A 23,118-nucleotide genomic window follows, 5' to 3' on the forward strand; every position below is an offset into this window, starting at 1 on the left:
GCTGTCTTTGACGTCACGGGGTCATGACGCATCATAATTGTGCTTAACCTGCACCCCATTGGTGCAGATGTCAAAATGCTGTGCGAGGGTAGCGGCAGACCGTGCCCACGTCTACCCGCACGTACATCAGCGAGGCGGGTCGATACGCTGTGCGCTGGAGGTATTGACCCGAAACCAGCCGGCGATGGAATAGCGATCGCGGGCCGCGGGCAGAACCTCGTGGGGAAACTCCTCGCTCAGGAACACCACCAGGGTGCCCAGACGCGGCGACACCCTCAGCTCACCTTCCGCAGTATAGAGCACAAGTTCACCACCTTCCCCCGGCTGCCAGTCGCGATTGAGATAGGCCACCAGCGACAGGCGGCGGTTGGCCTCCCCAGCGAAGGCATCCACATGCCGCCGGTAGAAGTCCCCGGGGCCGTAATGGGCGAAGTGGCTCTCGAAGGAAAACAGGCCGAGCAGGAGCTCGCGATTCAAGCGGGTCTGCAGGGCCGCGCTCCAGTCCAGCCAGGCCTGCCCGGCGGGTGACTCACCATTGATCCAGCAGATCGCACCCCGGCGCACGCTGCCCGCCAGGGTGAAGTCCTGTTGCCGACCAATGCCCGCCCGGTGGAACTGGCTGTCGGGCATCTGTCGCAGGTGCGTTAGCAGGCTCTCCTGCAGAGTGTCCGGCAGGGCATCCGGACAGACCGCATAGCCGCGGCCACGCAGCCCCTCCGCGAGAGCCGCAAACAGGCGATCCTCGACCGGCAAGGCGCCGGCGTCAGCAGGCACAGCGGCAAGCGGGGCATTCATCGGCCGCGACGTTCCAGGCGCTGCTGAAACTCGGCCATGATCAGCATGTAGAGCTCCTTGCCCAGGTAGGCATCCTCCACACGGTGTTCGATGCTCGGGTTGTCGTTCACCTCGAGCACATAGACCTGCTGGCCCTTCTGCTTGATATCCACGCCGTAGAGCCCCTGCCCCACCACCCGGCACGCCTTTAGCGCCGCATCGAGCACCACCTTGGGAACCTCAAAGGTCGGCAGGGTCTCGAAACCCCCGGAACTGTGGCGCTTGGCACCGTGGTTGTAGATCTGCCAGTGGTTGCGTGCCATGTGGTAGCGACAGGCGTAAATTGCCCGCCCGGCGAGTACGCCGATACGCCAGTCGAAATCGGTGTAGAGATACTCCTGCACCAGCACCAGCGCCGTGTCACTGAGCAGTTCGGTCAGGCGCGCGGCGAGTTCCTCCCGCGTGTCGACCTTGAATACGCCCCGGGAGAAGGAGCCTTCTGGCATCTTCAACACACAGGGGTAGCCGAATTGTTCTTCGATGGCGTCCAGCTCCGCCTCGCCGGCACTGATCACCGTGCGCGTGCGCAGGGACGGTACCCGGTGGTAGCTGAAGGCGTCGTGCAGGAACACCTTGTTGCAGCAGCGCAGAATGGACGTGGAATCGTCGATCACCACCAGGCCCTCGCGCTCGGCGCGGCGGGCCAGGCGGTAGGTGTAGTGATCAATGGCCGTGGTCTCGCGAATGAACAGGGCATCGTACTGCGCTATCTGGCCGGCCTGCCGGGCGGTGATGGTTTCCGCATTGATACCCGATTTGGCCGCGGCAGTCACAAAACGCTTGATCGCCTCGCTGTCGCTCGGGGGAATCCGCTCCTCCGGATTGATCAGGATGGCCAGGTCCCAGCGCGAGGGCTTGCGCGCGGACGAAGAGCGCCAGACCTGTTCGATAAAACGGTCGAGACGCGGCTGAAACAGCGCCCGCTGTTCGGAACTCAGCCGGGCATAGGCGTGGCGGCGAACACTCAGGCGCAGCTCGCCGCCCTCTTCGAATAGACGCAGGCACAGCAGCGGCGCGGGGTAGCGATCGAACATGCGCCGGGCCAGGCGGGTCAGGCGCTCGTCCTCGACCCAACCAAAATAGGCGATACAGGTCAGCTCCCCGCCCGCCGCCTGCACCAGCCCGGCATAGCCCCCCAGGTTGACGTCATCGTCGGCGCCCAGGGTCAGGTCGCGCAGGTCATTGATGGTGCTGATGGTCGGCAGAACGCGGTGCTGCCGCGCCTCCGCCAGCAGGGAACAGTAATAGCCGCGACTGAGGTAATACTCGGTATCGCACAGGTTGATGATGCGGGTCTTCGGTTCGTTGCGCTTGGGGTAGTCCTGCAGGTAGCGCTCGAAGGAAATCACTTCCTGGGTCCCTTCCAGCAGCTGGGAATCGGCCTCGTCGACGACGATAATGGTCTTGTACATGGGGAAATCTCACCGCGACCGGGTCGCGCTTGAACATGGCGGAAGAAAGCAGGCTAGATAGCACGCTGCCAGGGTGTTGGCAACCACGGTCACTGGCAATCTGACTGCAGTGCGATAGCGTACACCCTGCCACAGACAGGGAAAGGATTCATGCGCGAACTCTACTGGTTCCAAGGCGACCTGCGCCTGCAGGACAACCCCGGGCTGCTGGAGCACATTGCTGCCCGGGAACTGGTGCTGGTCTACATCTGGCAGGAGTGGCCCGCCTGGTGCAACCAGCACGGCATGGGGCCACAGCGTGAGCGCGTGCAATGGGAACACCTGCAAGCTCTGCAGACAGCGCTTCGCGCCCGCGGCCAGGACCTGCTGGTCGTGCGCGGCCAGGCCGAGCAGGTACTCCCCCGGCTGGTGCGCCAGTGGCAGATTGAACGCGTGGGCACCAGTTTTCACCCCGGGGTCTACGAGGCGCGCCAGCGCCGGATGCTGCAGGAGCGGCTCGCCGTGCCGCTACAGATACACCCGGGGAACAGCCTCTGGGAAAGGCGTCACCTGCCCTTCGCGCTGGACGACTTCCCCCCGCACTACACCCCCTTTCGGAAGGCGGTGGAAACCCTTCCCATACCTTCGCCCCTACAGGCGCCGGATCGCTTGCCACCGCCTCCCCGTGGGCTGGCCTTCCCGCCATTGGCAGAGCCCTCGCGTCCGCCCACCGCCCTGCCTTTGCGCGGCGGCAGCCTGGCCGGGCATCGGCGCCTGCAACAATACCTCGACGCAACGGACGGCCTGGCGGACTATGCCCAGACCCGCAATACCCTCAATCCCTTCGATGGCTCCAGCACCCTCTCGCCGTGGCTGGCCGCCGGGGCGCTGTCAGCGCGGGAGGTCGCCCACGCGCTGGGCGTAGCCGAAGAGGCGTCCGGCAGCACCGCGTCGACCGAGGCCCTGTTTCGCGAACTGCTGTGGCGGGAGTTCTTCCACTGGCGCGCCGCCCGCGATGGCCACTTCCTGTTCCGGCCCCACGGACGGGGCGTGCGCCGTCAGCGCCTGTGTACCTTCGATCCGCGAGCTTTCGCCCGCTGGTGCCAGGGTGACACCGACTATCCCCTGGTCAATGCCCTGCAGCGGCAACTGGTCGCCACCGGCTGGATGAGCAACCGCGGCCGACAGATCAGCGCCAGCTGCCTGATACACGAGATGGGCGTGGACTGGCGCTTTGGCGCGGCCTTTTTCGAGCACCACCTGATCGACTTTGACATGGCCAGCAACTACGGCAACTGGCAATACATTGCCGGCGCAGGCGCCGACCCCCGCGGTGGCCGACACTTCAACCTGGACAAGCAGACACGGGAACACGACCCCGAGGGGGTCTTCATCGCCAAGTGGGGGGGACACCGGCCGCAGCAGCCTCGCTATGTCACTGACGCCGCGGACTGGCCGATCACTCTGCCTCAAGACGACTGAGCAAGACCTCTCCCCAGTCGGTGATCGCCCGGCGCTCGGCGGCGGGCTTGCGCCGCCAATTGGCCAGCACCAGTTTCATGCGCGGGTTGCCGGAGAAACGCTGCCGGTGGCGGTCGATAAAATGCCAGTACAGCGCATTGTAGGGGCAGGCGTCCTCGCCGGTGACCCGACGCGGATCGTAGCGGCAATGCCGGCAATGGTCGCCCTGGCGCTGGACGTATTTGCCGCTGGCGGCATAGGGCTTGCTGGCCATCAGGCCGTTATCCGCATGCAGCGCCATCCCCAGGGTATTGGGCAACTCCACCCACTCGAAGGCGTCCACATAGACGCCGAGGTACCACTCGCAGACCGCCTCCACCGACAGGCCCGCCAGGAGGGCAAAATTGCCGATCACCATCAGCCGCTGGATGTGGTGTGCATACCCCAGTGACAGGCTCTGCTCCAGGGCCTGGGAGAGACAGCGCATGTCCGTGTCACCGGTCCAGAACCATGCCGGCAGCGGACGGTGCGCCGACAGCGCATTGCGTTCACGGTAGCCAGGCATTTCCAGCCAGTAGATGCCGCGCACATATTCTCGCCAGCCCAGGATCTGGCGGATAAAACCCTCCGCGGCCGCCAGTTCGCAGTCGCCCGCGCGCCAGGCTGATTCAACCCGGCGGCAGACGGCCAGGGGCTCGAGCAAGCCAATATTCAGATAGGCGGAGAGGCGGCTGTGGAAGAGCCAGGGCTCACCGTCGGCCAGGGCATCCTGGTAGTGACCGAAGCGGGAGAGGCGCCGCCGGCAGAAGGCCTCCAGCTCGGCCTCGGCATCCTCCCGGGTCACGGCCCAGGCAAACTCCGACAGATCGCCCGGGCAGTCGGCAAAGCGTTCATCCACCTCGCGGATCACGGCCCGGGTCAGGGCATCAGGGGAGGTACCCTCCCGCGGCGGCGGCACGTCCTCACCCCGCCAGCCGGCACGGTTTTCGCGATCGTAGTTCCAGCGGCCTCCCTCGGGCCCGCCGTCGCCGTCCAGCAAGAGGCCGTAACGCTGCCGCATGTCGCGGTAGAAATACTCCATGCGCAACTGCTTGCGCCCCGCCGCCCATTGGCGGAAGTCGTCATGGGAGGCCAGGAAACGGGTATCGCCCAGCAACTCGAAAGGCACATCCAGTGCCCGCGTCCAGTCGGCCATGGCGTGCCGCAGGCGATATTCGCCGGGCTCGGTGCAGCAGACCGCCTCGGGCTGCGTATCTTCGACGGTACGGACAAGGGCATCAAAGAGGCTCGGGCACTGGCTCCCGAGATCAATGTAGCGAACCCGCCAACCGGCGGATTCCAGCTCGCGGGCAAAGTGCCGCATGGCGGACAGCACCAGCACCAGCTTGTGCCGGTTGTGGCGCACGTAGCGGGTCTCCTCCACCACCTCGGCCATCAGCACGAGATCGTGTTCCGGGTCGCCCTCTTGCAGAACCGGATTCTCGAAGGACAGCTGGTCGCCCAGCACCAATCTCAGGTGTCGAATCGTCATGGCGGTAATACGCGGCAGTCTCACAAGTGGACTGCCGCGACCTGCGCCCGGGGCCTACTCCTCGAGCAGCAGGGTGTCGCCGATCTGCGCCGCGGCGATTTCCGCCTCGCAGAAGGGGAAGCGCAGCCACTGCTTGTCGGAATAGAGCGCGGTCTGATCCGCAAAATGCGGCGAGGCGGGATTGGTGGACTGCGAGGGAACCAGAACGACCTCCGCGACAGGACACTCGCTTTCATCCCAGGTCACCGCCTGCAGATAGGAGTTGCCGCTGGTCGGGTTGATGTAGCCACCGTCCACCAGGTTCGCGCTGATCGCACCGTACACCCCCATCGGGCCGGGGCCGCCGTGTATCGGGATGCGTTGTGCATTGCGTTCGAGCAACTGCAGCTCGCCCCAGCTGGCAGTCAGCGCAACCCCGGCCGCTGCCAGCCGCGACTCCGCGGTAGACAGGGCGGCGATCACACGCGTTTGATTGTCCTGCAGGGTAAGATCGATCCCCGCGGGCGTATTCAAGGGATCCTCCGGGTCGAAGTCCTGCGCCCAGAAAGTCTCGCTGTCCACCACGTTCTGGAAAGGGTCTGCCAGGTCGTCGCGTATCGCCCGCCAGAACTCGATGAATACCTGGGCCCCACGACTCTCCAGATTAACCCGGCCATCCCAATTTGCCAGGGCATTGCAGGCAGCCAGTACCGGCTCGGCCGAAGGCATCGCACACACGGCCATGACATCCTCCAGCACCAGCTCGGCCGCATGCACCCGGTTGCTGTACATCATCGCCTTGAGCATTTCCAGGTCAAACAGCGGCTGGGCATCCAGACCGTCCGTGGCCCGGCGCCGCTCCTCCACCATCAGGTGTCCAATGCGCGTGCGCAGGAATTGCTGCTGCCCTTCCCCACCCAGTGGCCCCATCACCACGGGGAAGCCCTCCAGCGGTTGGTTGGCATCACTCAGCCAGTAGCTGTTGTTGCTGTTGCCCACATAGTCCGTGGTGCGCAGCTGGGGCAGCTGCGCGGCGCTGTAGAGGTTGCTGCCGGCGGGCGCGCGCGGGTCATTGCCCCACTCGCAGGCAGGGTCAGAACCGTCCAACGACAGAATCACGTTGCTCGTTGCACCCGCCAGCAGGGGCCCGATGGAACCGTTGATACAGCGCTCCAGCTGTTCGCTGGTCACGAAAGGTACCGCCGAAAGCTCGCCGTAGAAGGCCTCGCCGTGGCGGTCCGCGGCGATTTCGTGGAACACCGGGTTGCCGATATTGCCCAGGGCCTCAATGTAGTCATCCAGGTCCCGGGCCTGGCCCTTGCGAATCCACTGCTCAATACCGCGGATACCGGTGAGCAGGTTGGCATCCCGGAAAGCCAGCACCGACCCATTGAACATCGGCCAGCCGGCCAGGGCCGGGCTCACTTCGGCCAGATCCACCACCGGTCCGTAGTGGGACTCCCAGAAACTCTTCTCACGGGTCTCCAGGCTGCCATCCGCGCGTCGCACCTGGATACTCACCGGCCGTTCGACAATCTCGCGCCATTCATCACCGTAGCGGTACTCTCGCGGATTGTCCGGATTCAGCTTGAGCTCGTAGAGACTGAAGCGATTCGCGTAGGACACCGTATGTGTCCAGGCGACATCCCGGTTGAAGCCGATACCGACAAAGGGAAAACCGTGCAGCGCGGCTCCGGCGACATCGTATTGCCCCGGCAAGGTCAGATGCACCTGGTACCAGGCACCGGCGCCAAACCAGGGCTGATGCGGGTTGCCCAGCAGCATGCCACGGCCGTTGCGCGTCAACCCGCTGCCCAGCGCCAGGCCATTGCTGCCCCGGTCATCGGGCACCACGGCCGGCACCGCTCGCCCCATGGCACCGGAAAGCGCAGCCGCGGAAGCTGCGGCGGGCGCGCCCTCGCCGTCGGGCCCGTTCGCCGCGAGGATCGCGCGCCGGAACAGCCCCTGGTCGGAACTGCCGCGCAGGGCCTCCCGGCGCAGAAACAGGAACAGATCGACGCTGTCAAACGCGAACACCCAGGGGGCATTGCGACGGCCCAGATCGCCCTCGGGCAGATTGTCCAGCCCGGTCTCCTCGAGGTAGCGGTTCATGCCGCGCGTGTAACCCTCGGCCAGGTCGCGGGCAAACTGCGGCAGACTGTCGACAAACTCACGCTCGAAACTCGCCTTGTCGCCATTCAGGTAGCGGAAAAGAAAATCGGATTCTACGCTGCCCTGTGCCTCTCCCATCAGTTCCGCGGAACGTCCCGTGGCAAAGACGATTTCACGCATGGCGACACAGAAATTGTCCTGGGCGTAGGCGTAGCCAAAGCCGTAGCCGAGGCTGCCCCAGTCATCGGCCTTGATGTGCGGAATACCGTACTCGGTGCGACGGATTTCCGCCGAGTAGCTTGACTCTGGCGGCAGCGGCGGCTGGGGCGGCGGGGCGGAGCGATCACTGCTGTCGCTACAGGCCACCAACAGGAGGGAGAGACCCAGAATGGCGAATCGGAACATGCTTGTTACCTCGTTTATTGTTCTTACTGTGGTCCCCAGCATAACACTGATGTAGTCTTTGCTGACCGCTCCTCAAGGCCCCTGAAACCCGATGCAGCGTCGTCTTGTCCTGATTTTGTCGAGCCTTGTCCTGCTCACGGCAGCCGCCGCTCTGTGGTTGCCGGGCTGGATCGAGAACCGCCTGAATCTCACCATTGCGCACCAACCCTGGCCGATGAGCCCACAGGCCCAGATTCTGCACCAGAGCCTGGTAGTCGGCGACCTGCACGCGGATACCACCCTGTGGGACCGCGACCTGCTGGTCCGCGGTGATCGCGGTCACGTCGATGTGCCGCGCCTGCGCGAGGGCAACATCGCGGTTCAGGTTTTCAGTGCGGTGACGCGCTCCCCCGCCGGCCAGGACTACCACAGCAACAGCAGCGAGGGGCTGGATACCATCACCCTGCTGGCACTGGCACAGGCCTGGCCACCCCGGACCTGGACCAGTCTCTACCAGCGCGCCCTGTTTCAGGCCGACAGGCTCCACGACACGGCGGCCCGCGCGCCCGAACAACTCCAGGTAATCACCGGCCGCAGTGAACTCCGCCAGCTGCTGAGCCGTCGACAGGCGGGCATGCGCACGGTGGGTGCCGTGCTCGGCATCGAGGGTGCACATGCCCTGGAAGGCAGGCTGGACCGGATCGATGGCCTCTATCAGGCGGGCTTTCGCATCGTCGGCCTGCAACACTTTTTCGACAACCGCCTGGGCGGCTCGCTCCACGGCGAATCCCGCGGTGGATTGACAGACTTTGGTCGGCAGGCGGTGGACGCACTACTGGCGCGCGGCATGATCATTGATCTCGCCCATTCCTCGGAGCAGGTGGTACGCGATGTTCTTGCACACACCGATCGCCCGGTGCTGATCAGTCACAGTGGTTTTTACGGGCACTGCCCCGGTCCGCGCAATATCAGCGACGACCTGATGCGGGCCGTGGCCGCGCAGGGCGGGCTGATTGGCGTCGGCTTCTGGGAAGCCGCCATCTGCGACCCCTCCCCCGACGGCATCGCTGCGGCCATCCGCTACGGCATTCAACTGGTCGGCGCCGAACACATCGCCCTTGGCTCCGATTTCGATGGCGCCGTGACCACGCCCTTCGATGCCACGGAAATGGCGGCAGTTACCCATGCCCTGATCGAAGCAGGGGTCAGCCACAGCAACATTCGCCGGGTCATGGGCGGCAATCTGATCGAGTTCCTGCTGAACACACTGCCAACGGTATGATCACAGAACAGGTACTGCAGGTAAGCCGGCTGTTCGACGGCCACCGCTGGCAGCGCGATATCCGCATCGGCCTGACCGGGGGCCGGATCACATCGCTACACAGCGGCCAGCAGCGCAGCCGCGGGACGGCCTCCGCAAACCGCTCTCTGGAGCGCGGTTTCCTGGTACCCGGACTGGTGGATCTTCAGGTCAACGGCGGCGGCGGTGTGCTGCTCAACAACCGGCCCGACCCGGCGGGCCTGGAGCAGATACTGCAGGCGCATTTGCAGGTCGGAACGACCTCGCTCCTGCCGACTCTGCTCAGCGACCACCCCGACTGCCTGCGGACCGCCATCGCCGCACTGCGCGAATTGCGCCGGGCCAATCCTGAGACCGGTGCTCTCGGGCTACACGTGGAGGGCCCCTGGTTCGCCACCTCCCGGCGCGGTGCACACGCCGCGGAGCGGGTCCGCCCCCCGACAGGCGATGAGATCGACATCCTCTGCCGGGCTGCGGACGTGGTCCGCGTGGTGACCCTGGCTCCGGAGGTGATGCAGACGGACCAGATTCGACAACTGCACCGGGCCGGCATCCGCGTACTCGCCGGCCACAGCGAGGCTACAGCGAGACAACTGGCCGCGGCCCGCGAAGAGGGCCTGTCGGGCTTTACCCACCTCTACAACGCGATGAGTCCCCTCAGCGCCCGGGAGCCCGGCATGGTCGGCACCGCGCTGAGTGTCCCGGGCTTTTTTGCCAGCCTGATTGCCGACGGCCACCACGTGCACGCGGATGCCATTCGCCTGGCCGCCCGCTGCCTGGGCCCCGACAAGCTCTATCTGGTCAGTGATGCCATGGCCACGGCGGGAAGTGAATGCAAGCACTTTGCGCTCTACGGCGAGAACATCACCGAGCGCGACGGGCGGCTGGTCAACGCCGATGGACGCCTGGCCGGCAGTGCCATCCGCCTGCTGGAGGCCCTGCGCCACTGCCATCTGACGGTTGGCCTGCCTCTGGAGGATTGCCTGCGCATGTGCACGGGCACACCCGCCGCTCTATTGCGCGACCTCCCCGTGGGATTGATTGCCACCGGCCGCCGCGCCGACTTCCTCTGGCTCAGTGACGAACTGGAGGTGCTGGGCATCTGGCAGGCGGGGCGCCCGACGACAGCTTCGGCGTCGATCTCAGGGGTCGAGTAACAGGGCGGCCAGCCGCCGCCTGTGATGGCGAGTATCCCCGTACATGCCCTGGCACCAGAGCGCCCGGCGCAGGTAGCGCTGGGCGTCACACTCCCAGGTAAAGCCCATGGCACCGTGGAACTGCACCGCGCGATCGCCGGCCTCGAGCAGGCTGTCCCCCGCCTGGGCCTTGGCCATCCGGCAGGCGATCTCCGCCTCGCGGTCCAGCTCTCCCGGCCCCACCAGCGAGGCGGCGTGGTAGATCAATGAACGACTGCTGTCGATGGCAATCAGCAGCGATACACAAGGGTGCTTCAGGGCCTGGTAGCTGCCGATCAGCTTGCCGAATTGCTTGCGCGTGCGCAGATAGGCCACCGTGGTATCCAGGCAGGCCGCCGCACTCCCGGTCGCCTCGGCCGCCAGCATCAGGGCCGCCAGCAAGCGCACGTCGCGGAGGGCCGAACGCACCGCAGGGCCGCGCAACTGGTGCTCCGGTGGCACCGCGAGGCCATCGAGGCAAAAACGCTGGGCCCGGCGGCTGAGATCCACCAGCTGGTGCTCGCGCCGGGCACTCGCGGGCACCGCAGCCGCCGGCAGCAGCGCCAGTACCGGCTCCCCTGCCTGCTGCGCCACCACGACCAGCCATTCCGCTGCCGCCGCGTCCAGCACCTGCTGCTTGCTGCCAGACAGCACTCCCTCGGCGCTGAGCTCGCAGGCGATATCGCGTGCACCCCAATCCTCCCCCTCGAGCCAGGCAATGCTGGCGGGGGCACCTGAAGCCAGCTCCCGCAGCACCGACTGGACCACCGGGACATTGACGGCGGCTCGCTGCAGCAACTCGCCCGCAAGCAGGGAGGCCAACAGCGGGGTTCCCAGCAGGCCCCTGCCCAGGGCCTCGAACACCGGCACTGCGGCACCGATACCCAAACCCGCACCGCCCACGCTCTCCGCCAGTGACAGGCCCGGCCAGCCCAGCGCCACCATCTGCGCCCAGAGTGCCGGGTCGTAGCCCGGATCAGACTCCAGCCAGGGGCGCGCCTGCGCCCCCCCGTACTCGCGGCTGAGCATCCGCGCCGCGTCCAGCAGCATGGCCTGCTCCTCACTGAAATGCAGTGTGGTGTCTCCGGTCAGTGACATCCCGCCTCCTTCAGCGCGGCAGGCCGAGCACCTGCTCGGCAATGATGTTGGCCTGGACCTGGCTGGTCCCACCACCAATCGTGGCGGCGAAACTGTTCAGATAGGCCCGCTGCCAAAAGCCACCCACTGGCACCCCGGGGTCGTCCACATAGAGGCCGCCATCCGCCCCCAGCAAGGCCACCGCCAGCTGACGCAAACGCCGGGTGCTTTCAGTGAAGCGCAGCTTGTGGGTCAGGGCCAGGGAGCCGGGGTAGTCGCTGGCCAGGGCCTCGATACGCGCCCGCCGCTCGCCGAGCAGGATGGCCTTCTCCTCGATGATGCGCTGCACCAGGGCATCGCGCACCAGCGGATCTTCCAGCACCGGCGCGCCATCGCGCTGCCGCTCACGCAGACTGTCCACCAGGTCATCCACCACCACCCTGACAAAGGCCAGTCCGCCCGCGGCGCCGGCCTCCGCGCCCCGCTCGTACATCAGCGTGCGCATGGCAATGCGCCAGCCCTCACCCTCCTCGCCCATGCGGCAGCTGGCGGGAATCTGGGCGTCGGTAAAAAAGGTCTCGGTGAAACCGTACTCGCCGGTCAGCTTGCGAATCGGGCGTGTCTCGATACCTTCGCTCTGCATGGGCGCGAGAAAAAAGGACAGACCATCGTACTTGCGCGGTGCCGTGGGATCGGTGCGCGCCAGCAGAATCATGTACCGCGCGAAATTGCCCAGGGTGGTCCAGATCTTGGTGCCGTTGACACGGTAGCTGTCACCATCGCGCTCGGCGCGGGTCTGCACGCTGGCCAGGTCGGAGCCATGGTCCGGCTCGGAAAAGCCCTGGCACCAGATATCCTCGCCGCTCAGGATACCCTTCAGATAACGGGACTTGTCCGCCTCGCTGCCGATATCGTTGATCAGGGGGCCAGCCCAGCCGAGGCCAATCACGTTAAAGCAAATGGGCACCCCGTGGCGGCGCATTTCCTGGTCGGCGATGGACTGAAAGACCGGGTCGAGCCCCTGGCCGCCGTAGGCCCGGGGCCAGGCGATGCCCAGGTAGCCCGCGGACCAGACCTTGTGCTGCCACTCGCGCAGGAACTCCAGCTGCTGCTCGCTGCCCACCTCCATGAAGGACTGCGGCAACAGAAAGCCCGGATCGGCGGGCTTGTTCTCTGACATCCAGGCGGACACCTGGGCGCGGAATTCCTGCTTTTCAGTATTCCCGATCATGACTACAGACCGTACTGGCGGGCTGCGAGGTCGCGCATGATTTCCTCCGACCCACCGCCGATGGCATTCACCCGCACCTCGCGATAAATACGTTCCACCCGATTGCCGCGCAGATAGCCCACGCCACCGAGAATCTGCATGGCCTCGCGGGCACAGTACTCGAGGGTCTCGCTGGCCTGGACCTTGAGCAGGGCAATGTCCCCGGGATTGGCCTGGTCCGCCTCGATCGACTCGAAGCACAGGCGGATGTTGGACTGGGTGGCATTGATCAGCTGCTTCATGCGGGCAATCTTGTGCCGGATCACCTGGTGATCCGCCAGGCGCTTGCCGAAGGTCTGCCGCTGTTGTGCCCAGGTCACCGCCTCTTCCAGGCACACCCGGGCCATGGCTTCCATGCCCGCCGCCATGGCCATGCGCTCGCGATTGAAGTTGGTCATGATGACCCAGAAGCCCTGGTTCTCCGGGCCGATCAACTGATCCGCCGGCACCCGGACATTGTCGAAATAAAGGGTCGCGGTGTCCGACGCCCACCAGCCCTGCTTGCGCGGCAGGGCGGTGCGGGAAAATCCCTCGGCATCGGTGGGAATCAGCAGCATAGAAATGCCCTTGGCTCCCGCCTCCCCGGTCCGCACGGCTGTGGAGACCCAGTCGGCGCGCATGCCGCCAGTGATGAAGGTCTTGCTGCCATTGACAATGAAACTGTCGCCGTCGCGGACCGCCGTGGTGCGCATGCTTGCGACATCGGAGCCGCCATCGGGCTCAGTGATCCCCAGGGAAATATGCTTGCTGCCAGCCAGCACCGCCGGCGCCACCGTCTGTTTCATCGTCTCGCTGCCCCAGAACATCACCGGCGGCAGACCGATGCCGTGTACCATCAGACTGGCGGGAATCCCCCCCGCGCCAATGCGCGCCAACTCCTCCTGGGCAATCCAGGCGTGCCAGCTGTCGATACCCTCCAGGGTTCCGCCATACGCTTCCGGATAGCCGAGCCCCAGCAGCCCGACCGCGGCGGCCTTTGGCCAGAGGGTATCGGGAATGTGACCGGCTTCATCCCAGTCATCGGCGTGGGGCATGATCTCGGCGTCAATGAAGCGGCGCAGCTGCTGCCGCCAAGCATGATGGGATTCGGTCAGGTGCGGGTTGAGCAGTCGTGCGGAGTCGAAATCCAGGGCCATGTACGTCTCTTTTTATCGGGTCCGGAAGGCTGCATGTTGACATGCGTTACACATCCTAACCCGAATCCGTCCGGCGTGCCCAGCAGGCCGTGCGAAGCCGCAACTGATCCGATGCGCAAGCTCAGCCGGCAGTGTCCGCAGCTTCCAGCGCCAGCGTCACCGGCTCCAGCAGCGCCGGGTGACGCTGGCCCAGGGCCTCCAGTTCCGCACGCGCCTGCCGGCGCAGGGCGGCCGATGCCGGGTCCTCGCAGCGCAGCAGCTCCGCCCGCAGCAGCCATTCCTCGGGCCAACTGGCCAGCTCGCGCGCCAGATCCTCGCGATCGACATCCGACTCGCCGCGCGCCAGCGCGTCCACCTGCCGGTACAGTGCCTGCAGGGCCGTGTCCCCGGATGGCGTGTACGAGGGCTCGGGCGTGGCGTCGCGGTAAAGCTGGTAACGCTCGCGGTCGGCCGTGCCGCCCCATACCGAATCAATGGCAGCGCCCACCGCCATGTCATAGCGCCCCCACTCCGGCTGGAACAGTGTGCGTCCCTCGAGATCGGTAACCGTGCAGTCCTCGAAGCTGAGCACCAGGTTGCGGTGCTCCTGCCGGAGAATATGACGCAGGCAGCCGCGCACGGTAATCCCGGAGAGAAACTCGAGGCTGACCTGTTCGTCGAGGCGGATATCGTGGGCTTTCAGCTCGTCCACCGAGTACTCCGAGAGGCAGCGGCTGAAGTCCTTGAGGCGACCCACCGGGGCGCCGAAACCACCGGCGTGAGCCTCGATGCCGTGGCCGTAGAGCTCGCTGTCCCGGAACGCCAGCTGCGTGGGGCCATCCGTGCGCAGATAGGTGGCATTGCCGACCGCATCGCAGCAGACCTCGACAAAGCGCCCGCTGACCTGGACCCCGGAGTCGTAGCGCGCGGTACAGACCGTCCCCGCGGCAATTGCCTTGCGCAGTGACTCGGCACCTCCGCGCTGAAAGCACATGCTGGCGGCAAACTCCTCCAGCACCTGGCTCAGGTGGCGGCAGCTTCGGGTCACGAAGAGTTGCGGCTGTTCGGTGGTGATGTCATAGGGGTAGCGCACCGCATCCACCGTCAGCGGCAATTTGCGGACGCGGCTGTCGTCGAGGCAGTGCCGGCTCTCACCCAGTGACGACAGCAGGCCGGCACCGAAGATGCGGTAGTCATCCAGCTCCCCGACCAGCCCGTACTCCACTGTCCACCAGTGCAGGCGCGTCAGCAGGGCCGCCTCCGAGGGCGCCTCTTCGCTCCGGGCCAGCTCCTGCAAGGTGGCTTCCGCCTCGCTGATGTCCTCGGGCCGGGTGCGCGGGTCCTCCTTCAGCCGGGACAGGCGACGCACTGCCTCGTACTGGGCCTCGTCGTGGCGCGAGGCCACCGCTTTCATGCCCACCTCGCCAAAGCGCTGCAGGAACTCCGCGTAATCGATATCGACGATAAATGGCGCGTGCCCCGCCGATTCGTGCACGATGTCCGGCGCCGGCGTGTAAAACAGGTGTTCGACACTGCGCATGTCGACGGCGATCACCAGGATGCGCAGGGCCTGGAATTCCATGAAGATCGCCGGCGGAATGAACCCGTCCACAACCACCGCGCGCCAGCCCAGCCTGGCCAGGCAATCATTCATCTCTTCGATTGAAGGCACATGATCCAGGCTGATACCGGTGCGCTGCAGACCCTCGAGGTAGACGGGGTGGGCCGTGGTCCGCAGAGAAGCCACGAGATGGCGCAGGATGAAGCGCCACACGGCGTGATCCCGGGGCGTGTAGCGGGCCGGATCCTGCACCGCGACGAAGGGCCGCAGATGCGCCGGGAGACTGGCAATGATCTCTTGCTGCTGCATGGCGTCCTCCGGGGGGCGGTGTCAGTCCGCCGTCTGTGCCTCGAGCGCCTGCAGGCGCTGGTCCAGGGTATCCAGAAGCTCGAACAGCTGCGCCCGCTGCCCCTGCGACAGGGGTTCGAGGAAATCCGCCTCCCACGCCAGCACCTCAGGTTCGATACGCCGATAGAGTGCGCGCCCCGAGGGGGTCAGGCTGAGCCAGGCGGCGCGGCTATCCTCTTCACAGGGCCGCCGCTGGAGCAGGTCACGCCTGGTCAGGCCCGCCACTGCCCGGGACACACGCACCTTGTCCATGGCCGTCAATCCGGTAATCTGGCTGGCACGAAGCTCGGGGTACTCCGCCAGGGTTACCAGGACACGCCACTCCGGCACGGAGATACCGAAGCGTTCCATGTAGATGCGCGAGAGGGAGTCGCTGATTCCCTGGGCCAGCCGGTTGGCCCGGTAGGGCAGGAACCTGGCGAGAGTCAATCGGGTGGGCATGCTGCTCCTGCTGTCTGAGTGAAACAGGCCGCCAATATAGTTTCACTCGCAACCAGTGTCCAGTCAGCGGCGATAGTCCAGGGGCGGCTCCCGGTCGCCCAGCAGGGGGCGATACTCGAAATCCTCCCCGCGGCGTTGTTCGAATTCCTCGCGGGCTGCCCGCAGCAAATCGCGATCACGGAACAGCTCCGCCGCGGTCAGTGCCAGGGTTCGTGCCGCCACCTGCATACCCTTCTCGCCAATGGCTGTGCCCCCCGCGGCAATCGCCTGCCAGGTGTGCGGCGCGGTACCGGGCACCCAGGTGGCCGCGCGCATTTCGCTGGTGGGGACCGTCCAGCTGACGTCACCCACGTCGGTCGAACCCATGCCCTGTTCTTCGGTGAAGGGCTCAATCCGGGCGGCGGCCGCGGCCAGGTCGGCCCCGGAGGTCTGCAGCGATGTCGCCAGCTGCCGCGCCCAGGCGAGGTCCCCGTCGTCGTACTGCACACCCCCCACCTGCTGCAGCTTGTCGTGCATCAGGCGCGACAAGGTCGCATTGGGGAGAACGCTGTGATTACCGTGAATCACCTCGTACTCGAGCCGCGTGCCAGTTCCGCGGGCGGCACCCTCCGCGGCGTCCTCCAGGCGCGCCCAGAGGCCTTCCAGTTCACCCGCATCCGGGTGGCGCAGATAGTAAAAGACTTCGGCGAAATCCGGCACCACATTGGGGGCCGAGCCCCCGCTGGTGATCACATAGTGAAGTCGCGCGCTGTCCGGCATGTGTTCGCGCATCAAATTGGCCATGAAGTTCATGGCCTCCACCCCATCCAGGGCCGAGCGGCCGCGCTCCGGGGCAACGGCGGCGTGGGAGCTGACGCCGTGGAAGCGAAACTTGGCCGACTTGTTGGCCAGGGTCGAGGCGGCATTGGCGGCATTGCGGTCCGCCGGGTGCCAGACCAGGACCGCGTCGGCATCGTCGAAAAGGCCTGCACGGACCATGTAAACCTTGCCCGAGCCGCCCTCTTCCGCCGGTGTTCCGTACAGGCGCAGGGTGCCTTCCACACCCTCGGCCGCCATCCATTGGCGCACCGCGAGGGCGGCGGCGACCGAGCCAGCCCCGAACAGGTGGTGACCGCAGGCATGCCCGCTGTCCAGCTCCGGATGAGGCTCGCGATAAGGCGCGGCGGTCTGGGAAATGCCGGGCAGTGCGTCAAACTCCGCCAACATGCCAATCACCGGCTCGCCACTGCCGTAGCTGGCCACGAAAGCCGTGGGGATGCCCGCCACCCCACTCTCCACCGCGAAACCTGCCGCCGCAAGCTCCTCCTGCAACAGTCGACTGCTGCGCTGCTCCAGGTAGCCCAGTTCCGCGGTTTCCCAGAGGGTATTGGCGAGGGTCGCGAATCGCTCCCGCTCGCTGTCCAGGTAGTCGCTTATCAGGGACTGCTGCGCGAAGGTGGGCAGGCAGAACAGCGCGAGGGCAAGCGGAAGATAGCGGAAAGACTTGGGCATGGCGGCATCTCCAAGGGTAACCTGGCCAGTACCTTAGCACCGCCAGTCGGGGAATGCCTGATAAAATGGGCGGGGAAAGAGTTAGGGAGCTGCCGTTGGCGACAGCTCCCTGGAGGCTCCCGACAGGGGTCCCGGGAGCAGAAAGGGGATCAGTTGCTGGCCAGGGCCGCAGCCTGGGTGTCGGCCATTGCAGCGGAGAGCGCGCGCTCGTAGCAATCCTGGTTTTCAGCTGCCAGGCGCGGGCTGCCCGCGGCGCGGTAGTCCGCGGGACCGCAGACCCGGCGTGCCGCGCTGCTCAAGCGGTAGTGCAGGGCCTCCTGACCTTCCATGGTGCCCAGGTTCAGGTCCGCCACGGAAACCGTGACACTGTGGCTGCCCCGGCCCTCGACCAGGGTCTGTTCCACCGCGGGGGCGGAAGTGGCCGCGCTGGCGAGGCCGGTGCTGACAACGAATACCAGGGCGCCGAAAGAGGTGGTCGCGATGTGCTTTTTCATGATGATTCTCCTGACCGTGTTGGGGTTCCCGGGAGTCGGCGCTGGTCGCCGCGCTCTCCATGGGGTGTCACACTAGGGCAGAGGAGCATTCATCGCAGCCCGCTTTCGACCAGCCGCCGGCTGCCCGCGACCAGTTGCTGGAATCCAGCGACGAACGGCGTCCGTAAACAGTCCGTCAGACGCGCAGACAACAGGAACCAGAGAGCATGCACTACCAAGGACTGCCCGACTTCCGCCACGAAACCTCCGAGCGGATCGGTGTGTTGATTACCAACCTGGGCACCCCGGACGCCCCCGAACGGGGTCCGCTTCGGCGCTACCTGAAACAGTTCCTGTGGGACCCGCGCGTGGTCGAGGTCTCGCGACCACTGTGGGCCCTGATCCTGCACGGCATCATCTTGAACACCCGGCCGGCGCGCTCGGCCGAAGCTTATCGCTCGGTATGGACCGAGGAGGGCTCGCCCCTGCTGCTGCACACCCGCGATCAGGCGGAAGCGCTGCAGGCGAGCCTCACGGCCCGCTGCGGCCATGGCATCGACCTGCGCTTCGCCATGCGCTACGGCAGCCCCTCGATTCCCGACACCCTGCAGGCCATGCTCGACGGCGGCATTCGCAAGCTGCTGGTGCTTCCGCTCTACCCCCAGTACTCCGGCGCCACCACCGGTTCCACCTTTGATGCCCTGGCCGCCGACTTCACCCGGCGGCGCTGGCTGCCGGAACTGCGTTTCGTTGCCAGCTACCACGACCACCCGGCCTACATCGACGCCCTGGCGAGCTCGATCCGGCAACACTGGGAGAGCCACGGGCGCGCCGATCGCCTGGTCCTCTCCTACCACGGCGAGCCGGAGCGTTACCTGCACGCCGGGGACCCCTACCACTGCCACTGCCACAAGACCAGCCGGCTGCTCGCGGAGGCGCTGGACCTGGGCGACGACGACTACCTGACCTGTTTCCAGTCGCGTTTTGGCCGGGAAACCTGGCTGCAGCCCTACACCGATGAAACACTGAAATCCCTGCCCGGGCAGGGTGTGCGCAGTGTACAGGTGGTGTGTCCCGGCTTTTCCGCGGACTGTCTGGAAACCCTGGAGGAAATCGGAGTGGAAAACCGGGATTACTTCCTGGAAGCGGGCGGCGAGCGCTACGAGTTCATCCCCTGCCTGAACGCCACGGAAGGGCACATCGAGGCCCTCGCGACCATTCTCGGTGAACAGTTGCAGGGCTGGTTGCCCCTCGAGGGGGAAGCACCCGAAGCAACCCGGGAGCGCGCCCTGCGGGCCGGCGCCAAACAGTAGCCGGTACCAAGGGCGAGCCCCAGCGGGCCCGCAATACTGTCGCCGCTAAAGCCAGCGCCGCACACGCTGGCGGTAGGCGCGATAATCGGCGCCGAAGCGCTCCTCGAGCAGACTCTCCTCGGGCAGAATGTAGCGCCACTGGATGATCAGCATGAACAGCGGCGGTATCAGCAGTGCCGTCGCAGCTCCCACCGTCACCGCGGTGGCGAAGAGTATCAAGGTCATACCCAGGTACATCGGGTTGCGCGTCCAGCGGTAGACACCGCCGGTCACCAGCGCGGACACCTCGCGGAAGGGCACCATGTCGGTGCCCGCCCGCTTGAAACGCCCCCCGGCAATCACCAGCAGCGTCAGCCCCGCCAGCAGCAATACCCCTCCCAGCCAATGGCCCAGGGAACTGGTGAAACGCAGCCCCGGAAAGTACTCGTTGCACACGAAAATCGCCACGATGCCGAATACCAGCCACATCGGGGGGTAGATAATACGTTTGACTGTCATGGTGACCGCTGTCCTCCCGTCAACCGTGCGCGAGATGCGCTCCCGCGGGTTCAAGACTTCCCAGGCTCCAGGCGAGCACAATGCCCAGCACGAAAGCCAGCGTCAACTTGATACGGTCGTGACTGTGGAAGTGGACTTCCGGCAGCAGGTCACTCAGGGCAATGCAGACAAAGGCGCCCGCCGAGAAGGCCAGGGCCGCGGCCACCACGTGGTGCCGCGCATCGCCCAGCATGTCGACGCCGAAGAAGAACAGCAGCGCCCCCAGAGGGCAGAGCAGAGCGAACCCGAGGTTGGCCAGGCGCAGGGCGCGCGGACCCCAGCCCCCCGCCGCCATCAACGTGGTAATCGACATCGCATCCAGGGGCTTGTGCAACAGGATGGCGAGGAAGACTCCCAGCCCCAGCAGGCCGGCAGCGTGGGCCGAATCACCCTGCATGGCCGCACCCAGGGCGATGCCATCGATAACCGTATGCAGGCCCAGGCCCAGGGCCAGTCCCAGCCAGCTGAGCCGGTGCACCTGGGCGCCCGGGACGACGGCCGTCGGATGCCCATCGCCGACACCGTGGTGGTGATGGTGGTGTTCATGCCCGTGGGCGTGGCCGTGGCCCTCGTTTCCACCGGGCACAATCGCCACGGATTCCAGGTCCCCGGCGGCGCTGAAATCGTGCTGATGGAAATGGAACATGCGCAGCAGCAACAGCATCACCACCAGACCAATCATCAGCCACCAGGCAGCGGTGTCCGCGGCCCCGGGGTGATCCAGCACCACGATACTGTGGGGAAGCAGATGATAGAAGGCGACCCCCAGCATCAGACCGGAAACAAAACTCATGGCCACCTGAGTCCGCGTATGCGTCATCCTGATCCGCGCCGGCAGCCAGCCGCCAAGCATGGAAAACCCGGCGATGGCCAGGCAATAACCTATCAGGAGCAGTTCGGCAGTCAGTGTCATGACAGCGGCATTCCCCGGAGCAGTGGACAATTCGAGACCTAGAGCAGGACCAGGTTGTCGCGGTGTATGAGTTCCTCGTCACCCTGGTAGCCCAGCAGCCCGGCAATGGCCCCAGAGGGCTGGCCGAGGATGCGACGGGTTTCGATATCGCTGTAGTTGACCAGCCCGCGCGCCACTTCGCGACCGTCAGGCCCCAGGCAGGACACCATGTCACCGCGCTGAAAGCGTCCACGCACACCGCGCACACCGACCGGCAGCAGGCTGCGGCCCGCCTCCCGCAACACGCGCACAGCGCCCTCGTCCAGCTCGACGCTCCCGGGTATCTGCACCATACCGGCCAGCCATTGCTTGCGTGCATTTTGCGGCTGCTTGCCGGTACGCAGCCAGGTCCCCAGGTTTTCGCCCGCGCTTACCCGGTGAATGACGTCTTCCAGGCGGCCGCTGGTAATCAGCGTCTCGGTGCCGGAGCGCGCCGCCAGGCGGGCCGCGCGCAGCTTGGTAACCATGCCACCGCGCCCCAGGGCGCCGCCCTCACCGGCCATACTGTCGAGCGCCGTGTCGTGCACATCCCGCCTATCCACCAGGCGGGCATCGGGGTGCTGCCGCGGGTCGGCCTCAAACAGGCCCAGCTGGTCAGTCAGCAACAGGAGAGCATCGGCGTCGATCAGGTTGGCCACCAGGGCGGCCAGGGTGTCGTTGTCGCCAAAGCGGATCTCGTCGGTCACCACCGTATCGTTCTCGTTGACAATCGGCAGCACGCCGAGCCCGAGCAGCGTGGTCAGGGTGGCCCGGGCGTTCAGGTAGCGGTCGCGGGCCGTGATGTCGTCGTGCCCGAGCAGAATCTGGGCCGTGGCGAGGCCGTGGGGGTCGCAGGCATTCTCGTAGGCACGCACCAGAATCGACTGCCCGACCGCCGCGGCGGCCTGCAGATCGTGCAGCTGCTGCGGGCGGCGCGGCCAGCCGAGGCGCACGATACCCGCCGCCACGGCACCGCTGGAGACCAGCACCACCTCAGCACCGCGCTCGCGCAGGGCGACGATCTGGGCCACCAGGTTGGCAATCACATCATTGTCCAGGCCGCGACCGTCATTGGTCAGCAGCGCACTACCCACCTTGACCACCCAGCGACGGGCAGAGGCAATTTCCTTGCGACTGTTCTCTGCCATCAGTGCACGTATTCCACTTCCACGTCGTCGTCGCTGCTGTCGTCCTCGGCACCCCGGGCTGCCCTGGCCTCGCGGCGCTTGGCATCACGCAGCTCGGCGATACGCTCCCGCGCCTCCCGCTGCATGCAGGCCTGCTCTTCCGTTTCGGCAGCAGCCACTTCCGGGTCTTCCGCTTCCCGGACCTTCTGCGCCTCCAGGGCAATCATCAGGTCCTGGCTCAAACGTTCGGTGCCAACACCACTCAAGGCGGAAATCTCGTAGACCGGCCCCTGCCAGTCCAGTGCCGCCAGCACCTGGGCACGCACCTCGGCCAGGTCCTCCGGCAACAGCAAGTCGGTCTTGTTCAGGACCAGCCAGCGCGGACGCGCCGCCAGTGTCGGACTGAAACGCTCCAGCTCACGCACAATGGTCGTGGCGGCTTCGGCCGGGGAGTGCTCATCCATCGGTGCCACGTCCACCAGGTGCAGCAGGATGCGATTGCGGGTCAGGTGGCGCAGGAAGCGCACCCCCAGCCCGGCACCCTCCGACGCGCCCTCGATCAGGCCCGGAATGTCGGCAATCACGAAGCTGCGATGGCTGTCGACCTTGACCACGCCCAGGTTGGGCACCAGAGTGGTGAAGGGATAGTCGGCAACACGGGGACGCGCGGCGGACACGGCGCGGATAAAGGTCGACTTGCCGGCATTCGGCAGCCCCAGCAGGCCGACATCCGCGAGCACCTTCAGCTCCAGCTTCAGGTTCCGCCGTTCGCCTTCAGTACCCTCGGTGGTCTGCCGTGGCGCGCGATTGACACTGCTCTTGAAGCGGGTGTTGCCGAGGCCGTGCCAGCCACCCTGGGCCACCACCAGGCGCTGCCCGTGGCCCGCCAGGTCGCCGAGCACTTCCCCGCTGTCCTCGTCGAGGATCGTGGTCCCCACCGGCACTTTCAGCACCAGGTCCTCGCCACTCTTGCCGGTGCAGTTGCGACCGCGACCCTGCTCCCCACTCTCGGCGCGGAAACTGCGCTCGAAGCGGTAGTCGACCATGGTATTGAGGTTTTCGTCCGCCTCCATGATGACGCTACCACCGTCGCCGCCGTCACCGCCGTCCGGCCCGCCGCGGGGCACGAACTTTTCCCGGCGGAAGCTCAGGCAGCCGTTGCCGCCCTTGCCCGCCTGGACCTTGATACTGGCTTCATCTACAAACTTCATGGTTTCGCCACCACCCTAGCCGGGGGTAATCAGTATAAAAAAAAGCCCCGTCAGAC

General features: G+C 66.0%; 19 protein-coding genes. 4 read left to right on the top strand and 15 right to left on the bottom strand.

Features of this window, described 5'->3' with window-relative positions; translation table 11 throughout:
* Positions 1–126: 126 nt before the first annotated feature.
* A complete protein-coding gene (locus tag ACYVGS_RS08290) occupies positions 127–795 on the bottom strand; it encodes a 2OG-Fe(II) oxygenase (RefSeq protein WP_460588204.1) in 669 nt (222 codons plus the stop codon).
* A complete protein-coding gene (locus ACYVGS_RS08295) occupies positions 792–2,246 on the bottom strand; it encodes a RimK family protein (protein ID WP_460588205.1) in 1,455 nt (484 codons plus the stop codon). The genes ACYVGS_RS08290 and ACYVGS_RS08295 overlap by 4 nt, the downstream gene beginning before the upstream one ends.
* A gap of 150 nt (positions 2,247–2,396) precedes the next feature.
* On the opposite strand from ACYVGS_RS08295, the gene ACYVGS_RS08300 reads away from it, so the two are divergent.
* Entirely contained in the window at positions 2,397–3,707 is a 1,311-nt protein-coding gene (locus ACYVGS_RS08300) for a cryptochrome/deoxyribodipyrimidine photo-lyase family protein (protein WP_460588206.1), read from the top strand.
* Here ACYVGS_RS08300 and ACYVGS_RS08305 read toward each other — a convergent pair.
* Both ACYVGS_RS08305 and ACYVGS_RS08310 read right to left on the bottom strand, forming a co-directional pair.
* Positions 3,685–5,241, bottom strand: a complete 1,557-nt coding sequence (locus ACYVGS_RS08305; protein WP_460588207.1) for a cryptochrome/photolyase family protein — start codon at positions 5,239–5,241, stop codon at positions 3,685–3,687. The two genes, ACYVGS_RS08300 and ACYVGS_RS08305, sit on opposite strands and share 23 nt — an antisense overlap.
* 30 nt (positions 5,242–5,271) lie before the next feature.
* The gene (locus ACYVGS_RS08310) at positions 5,272–7,713 is read right to left on the bottom strand and encodes a penicillin acylase family protein (protein WP_460588208.1); all 2,442 of its coding nucleotides are present in this window, start codon (positions 7,711–7,713) and stop codon (positions 5,272–5,274) included.
* Between the two features lie 91 nt (positions 7,714–7,804).
* On the opposite strand from ACYVGS_RS08310, the gene ACYVGS_RS08315 reads away from it, so the two are divergent.
* Positions 7,805–8,974 carry a dipeptidase gene (locus ACYVGS_RS08315; RefSeq protein WP_460588209.1) on the top strand — a complete coding sequence of 390 codons (1,170 nt, stop codon included), beginning with the start codon at positions 7,805–7,807 and terminating at the stop codon, positions 8,972–8,974.
* Complete coding sequence (nagA, locus tag ACYVGS_RS08320) at positions 8,971–10,149, top strand: N-acetylglucosamine-6-phosphate deacetylase (protein ID WP_460588210.1); 1,179 nt, start codon at positions 8,971–8,973, stop codon at positions 10,147–10,149. The genes ACYVGS_RS08315 and nagA overlap by 4 nt, the downstream gene beginning before the upstream one ends.
* On the opposite strand, the gene ACYVGS_RS08325 is transcribed toward nagA, so the two are convergent.
* The 7 genes from ACYVGS_RS08325 to ACYVGS_RS08355 form a co-directional block, all read right to left on the bottom strand.
* Positions 10,135–11,265: an acyl-CoA dehydrogenase family protein gene (locus tag ACYVGS_RS08325; protein WP_460588211.1), complete on the bottom strand. Its 1,131-nt coding sequence runs from the start codon at positions 11,263–11,265 to the stop codon at positions 10,135–10,137. The genes nagA and ACYVGS_RS08325 overlap by 15 nt on opposite strands.
* Positions 11,266–11,275: 10 nt before the next feature.
* Positions 11,276–12,475 carry an acyl-CoA dehydrogenase family protein gene (locus ACYVGS_RS08330; RefSeq protein ID WP_460588212.1) on the bottom strand — a complete coding sequence of 400 codons (1,200 nt, stop codon included), beginning with the start codon at positions 12,473–12,475 and terminating at the stop codon, positions 11,276–11,278.
* A gap of 2 nt (positions 12,476–12,477) precedes the next feature.
* Entirely contained in the window at positions 12,478–13,650 is a 1,173-nt protein-coding gene (locus ACYVGS_RS08335; RefSeq protein WP_460588213.1) for an acyl-CoA dehydrogenase family protein, read from the bottom strand.
* 121 nt (positions 13,651–13,771) lie between these two features.
* Positions 13,772–15,499, bottom strand: a complete 1,728-nt coding sequence (locus ACYVGS_RS08340; protein ID WP_460588214.1) for an aromatic amino acid hydroxylase — start codon at positions 15,497–15,499, stop codon at positions 13,772–13,774.
* A 21-nt stretch (positions 15,500–15,520) separates the two neighbouring features.
* Entirely contained in the window at positions 15,521–15,979 is a 459-nt protein-coding gene (locus tag ACYVGS_RS08345) for a MarR family winged helix-turn-helix transcriptional regulator (protein ID WP_460588215.1), read from the bottom strand.
* A 63-nt stretch (positions 15,980–16,042) separates the two neighbouring features.
* Positions 16,043–17,470, bottom strand: coding sequence for a zinc-binding metallopeptidase family protein (locus ACYVGS_RS08350; RefSeq protein ID WP_460588216.1), 1,428 nt, complete (start codon positions 17,468–17,470; stop codon positions 16,043–16,045).
* Positions 17,471–17,619: 149 nt separating this feature from the next.
* Positions 17,620–17,964 carry a UrcA family protein gene (locus tag ACYVGS_RS08355; protein WP_460588217.1) on the bottom strand — a complete coding sequence of 115 codons (345 nt, stop codon included), beginning with the start codon at positions 17,962–17,964 and terminating at the stop codon, positions 17,620–17,622.
* 206 nt (positions 17,965–18,170) lie between these two features.
* On the opposite strand from ACYVGS_RS08355, the gene hemH reads away from it, so the two are divergent.
* Positions 18,171–19,256, top strand: coding sequence for a ferrochelatase (gene hemH, locus ACYVGS_RS08360; RefSeq protein ID WP_460588218.1), 1,086 nt, complete (start codon positions 18,171–18,173; stop codon positions 19,254–19,256).
* 45 nt (positions 19,257–19,301) lie between these two features.
* On the opposite strand, the gene ACYVGS_RS08365 is transcribed toward hemH, so the two are convergent.
* From ACYVGS_RS08365 to cgtA, 4 genes are read right to left on the bottom strand one after another with little or no spacing between them, the layout of a single operon-like run.
* Positions 19,302–19,754, bottom strand: coding sequence for a methyltransferase family protein (locus ACYVGS_RS08365; RefSeq protein ID WP_460588219.1), 453 nt, complete (start codon positions 19,752–19,754; stop codon positions 19,302–19,304).
* Positions 19,755–19,773: 19 nt separating this feature from the next.
* Positions 19,774–20,706, bottom strand: a complete 933-nt coding sequence (locus ACYVGS_RS08370) for a ZIP family metal transporter (RefSeq protein WP_460588220.1) — start codon at positions 20,704–20,706, stop codon at positions 19,774–19,776.
* Positions 20,707–20,744: 38 nt separating this feature from the next.
* Complete coding sequence (gene proB / locus ACYVGS_RS08375; RefSeq protein WP_460588221.1) at positions 20,745–21,872, bottom strand: glutamate 5-kinase; 1,128 nt, start codon at positions 21,870–21,872, stop codon at positions 20,745–20,747.
* Complete coding sequence (gene cgtA, locus ACYVGS_RS08380; RefSeq protein WP_460588222.1) at positions 21,872–23,062, bottom strand: GTPase Obg; 1,191 nt, start codon at positions 23,060–23,062, stop codon at positions 21,872–21,874. Before cgtA ends, proB begins: the two co-directional genes overlap by 1 nt.
* Between the last annotated feature and the right edge of the window lie 56 nt (positions 23,063–23,118).

Source organism: Haliea atlantica, assembly GCF_054779855.1.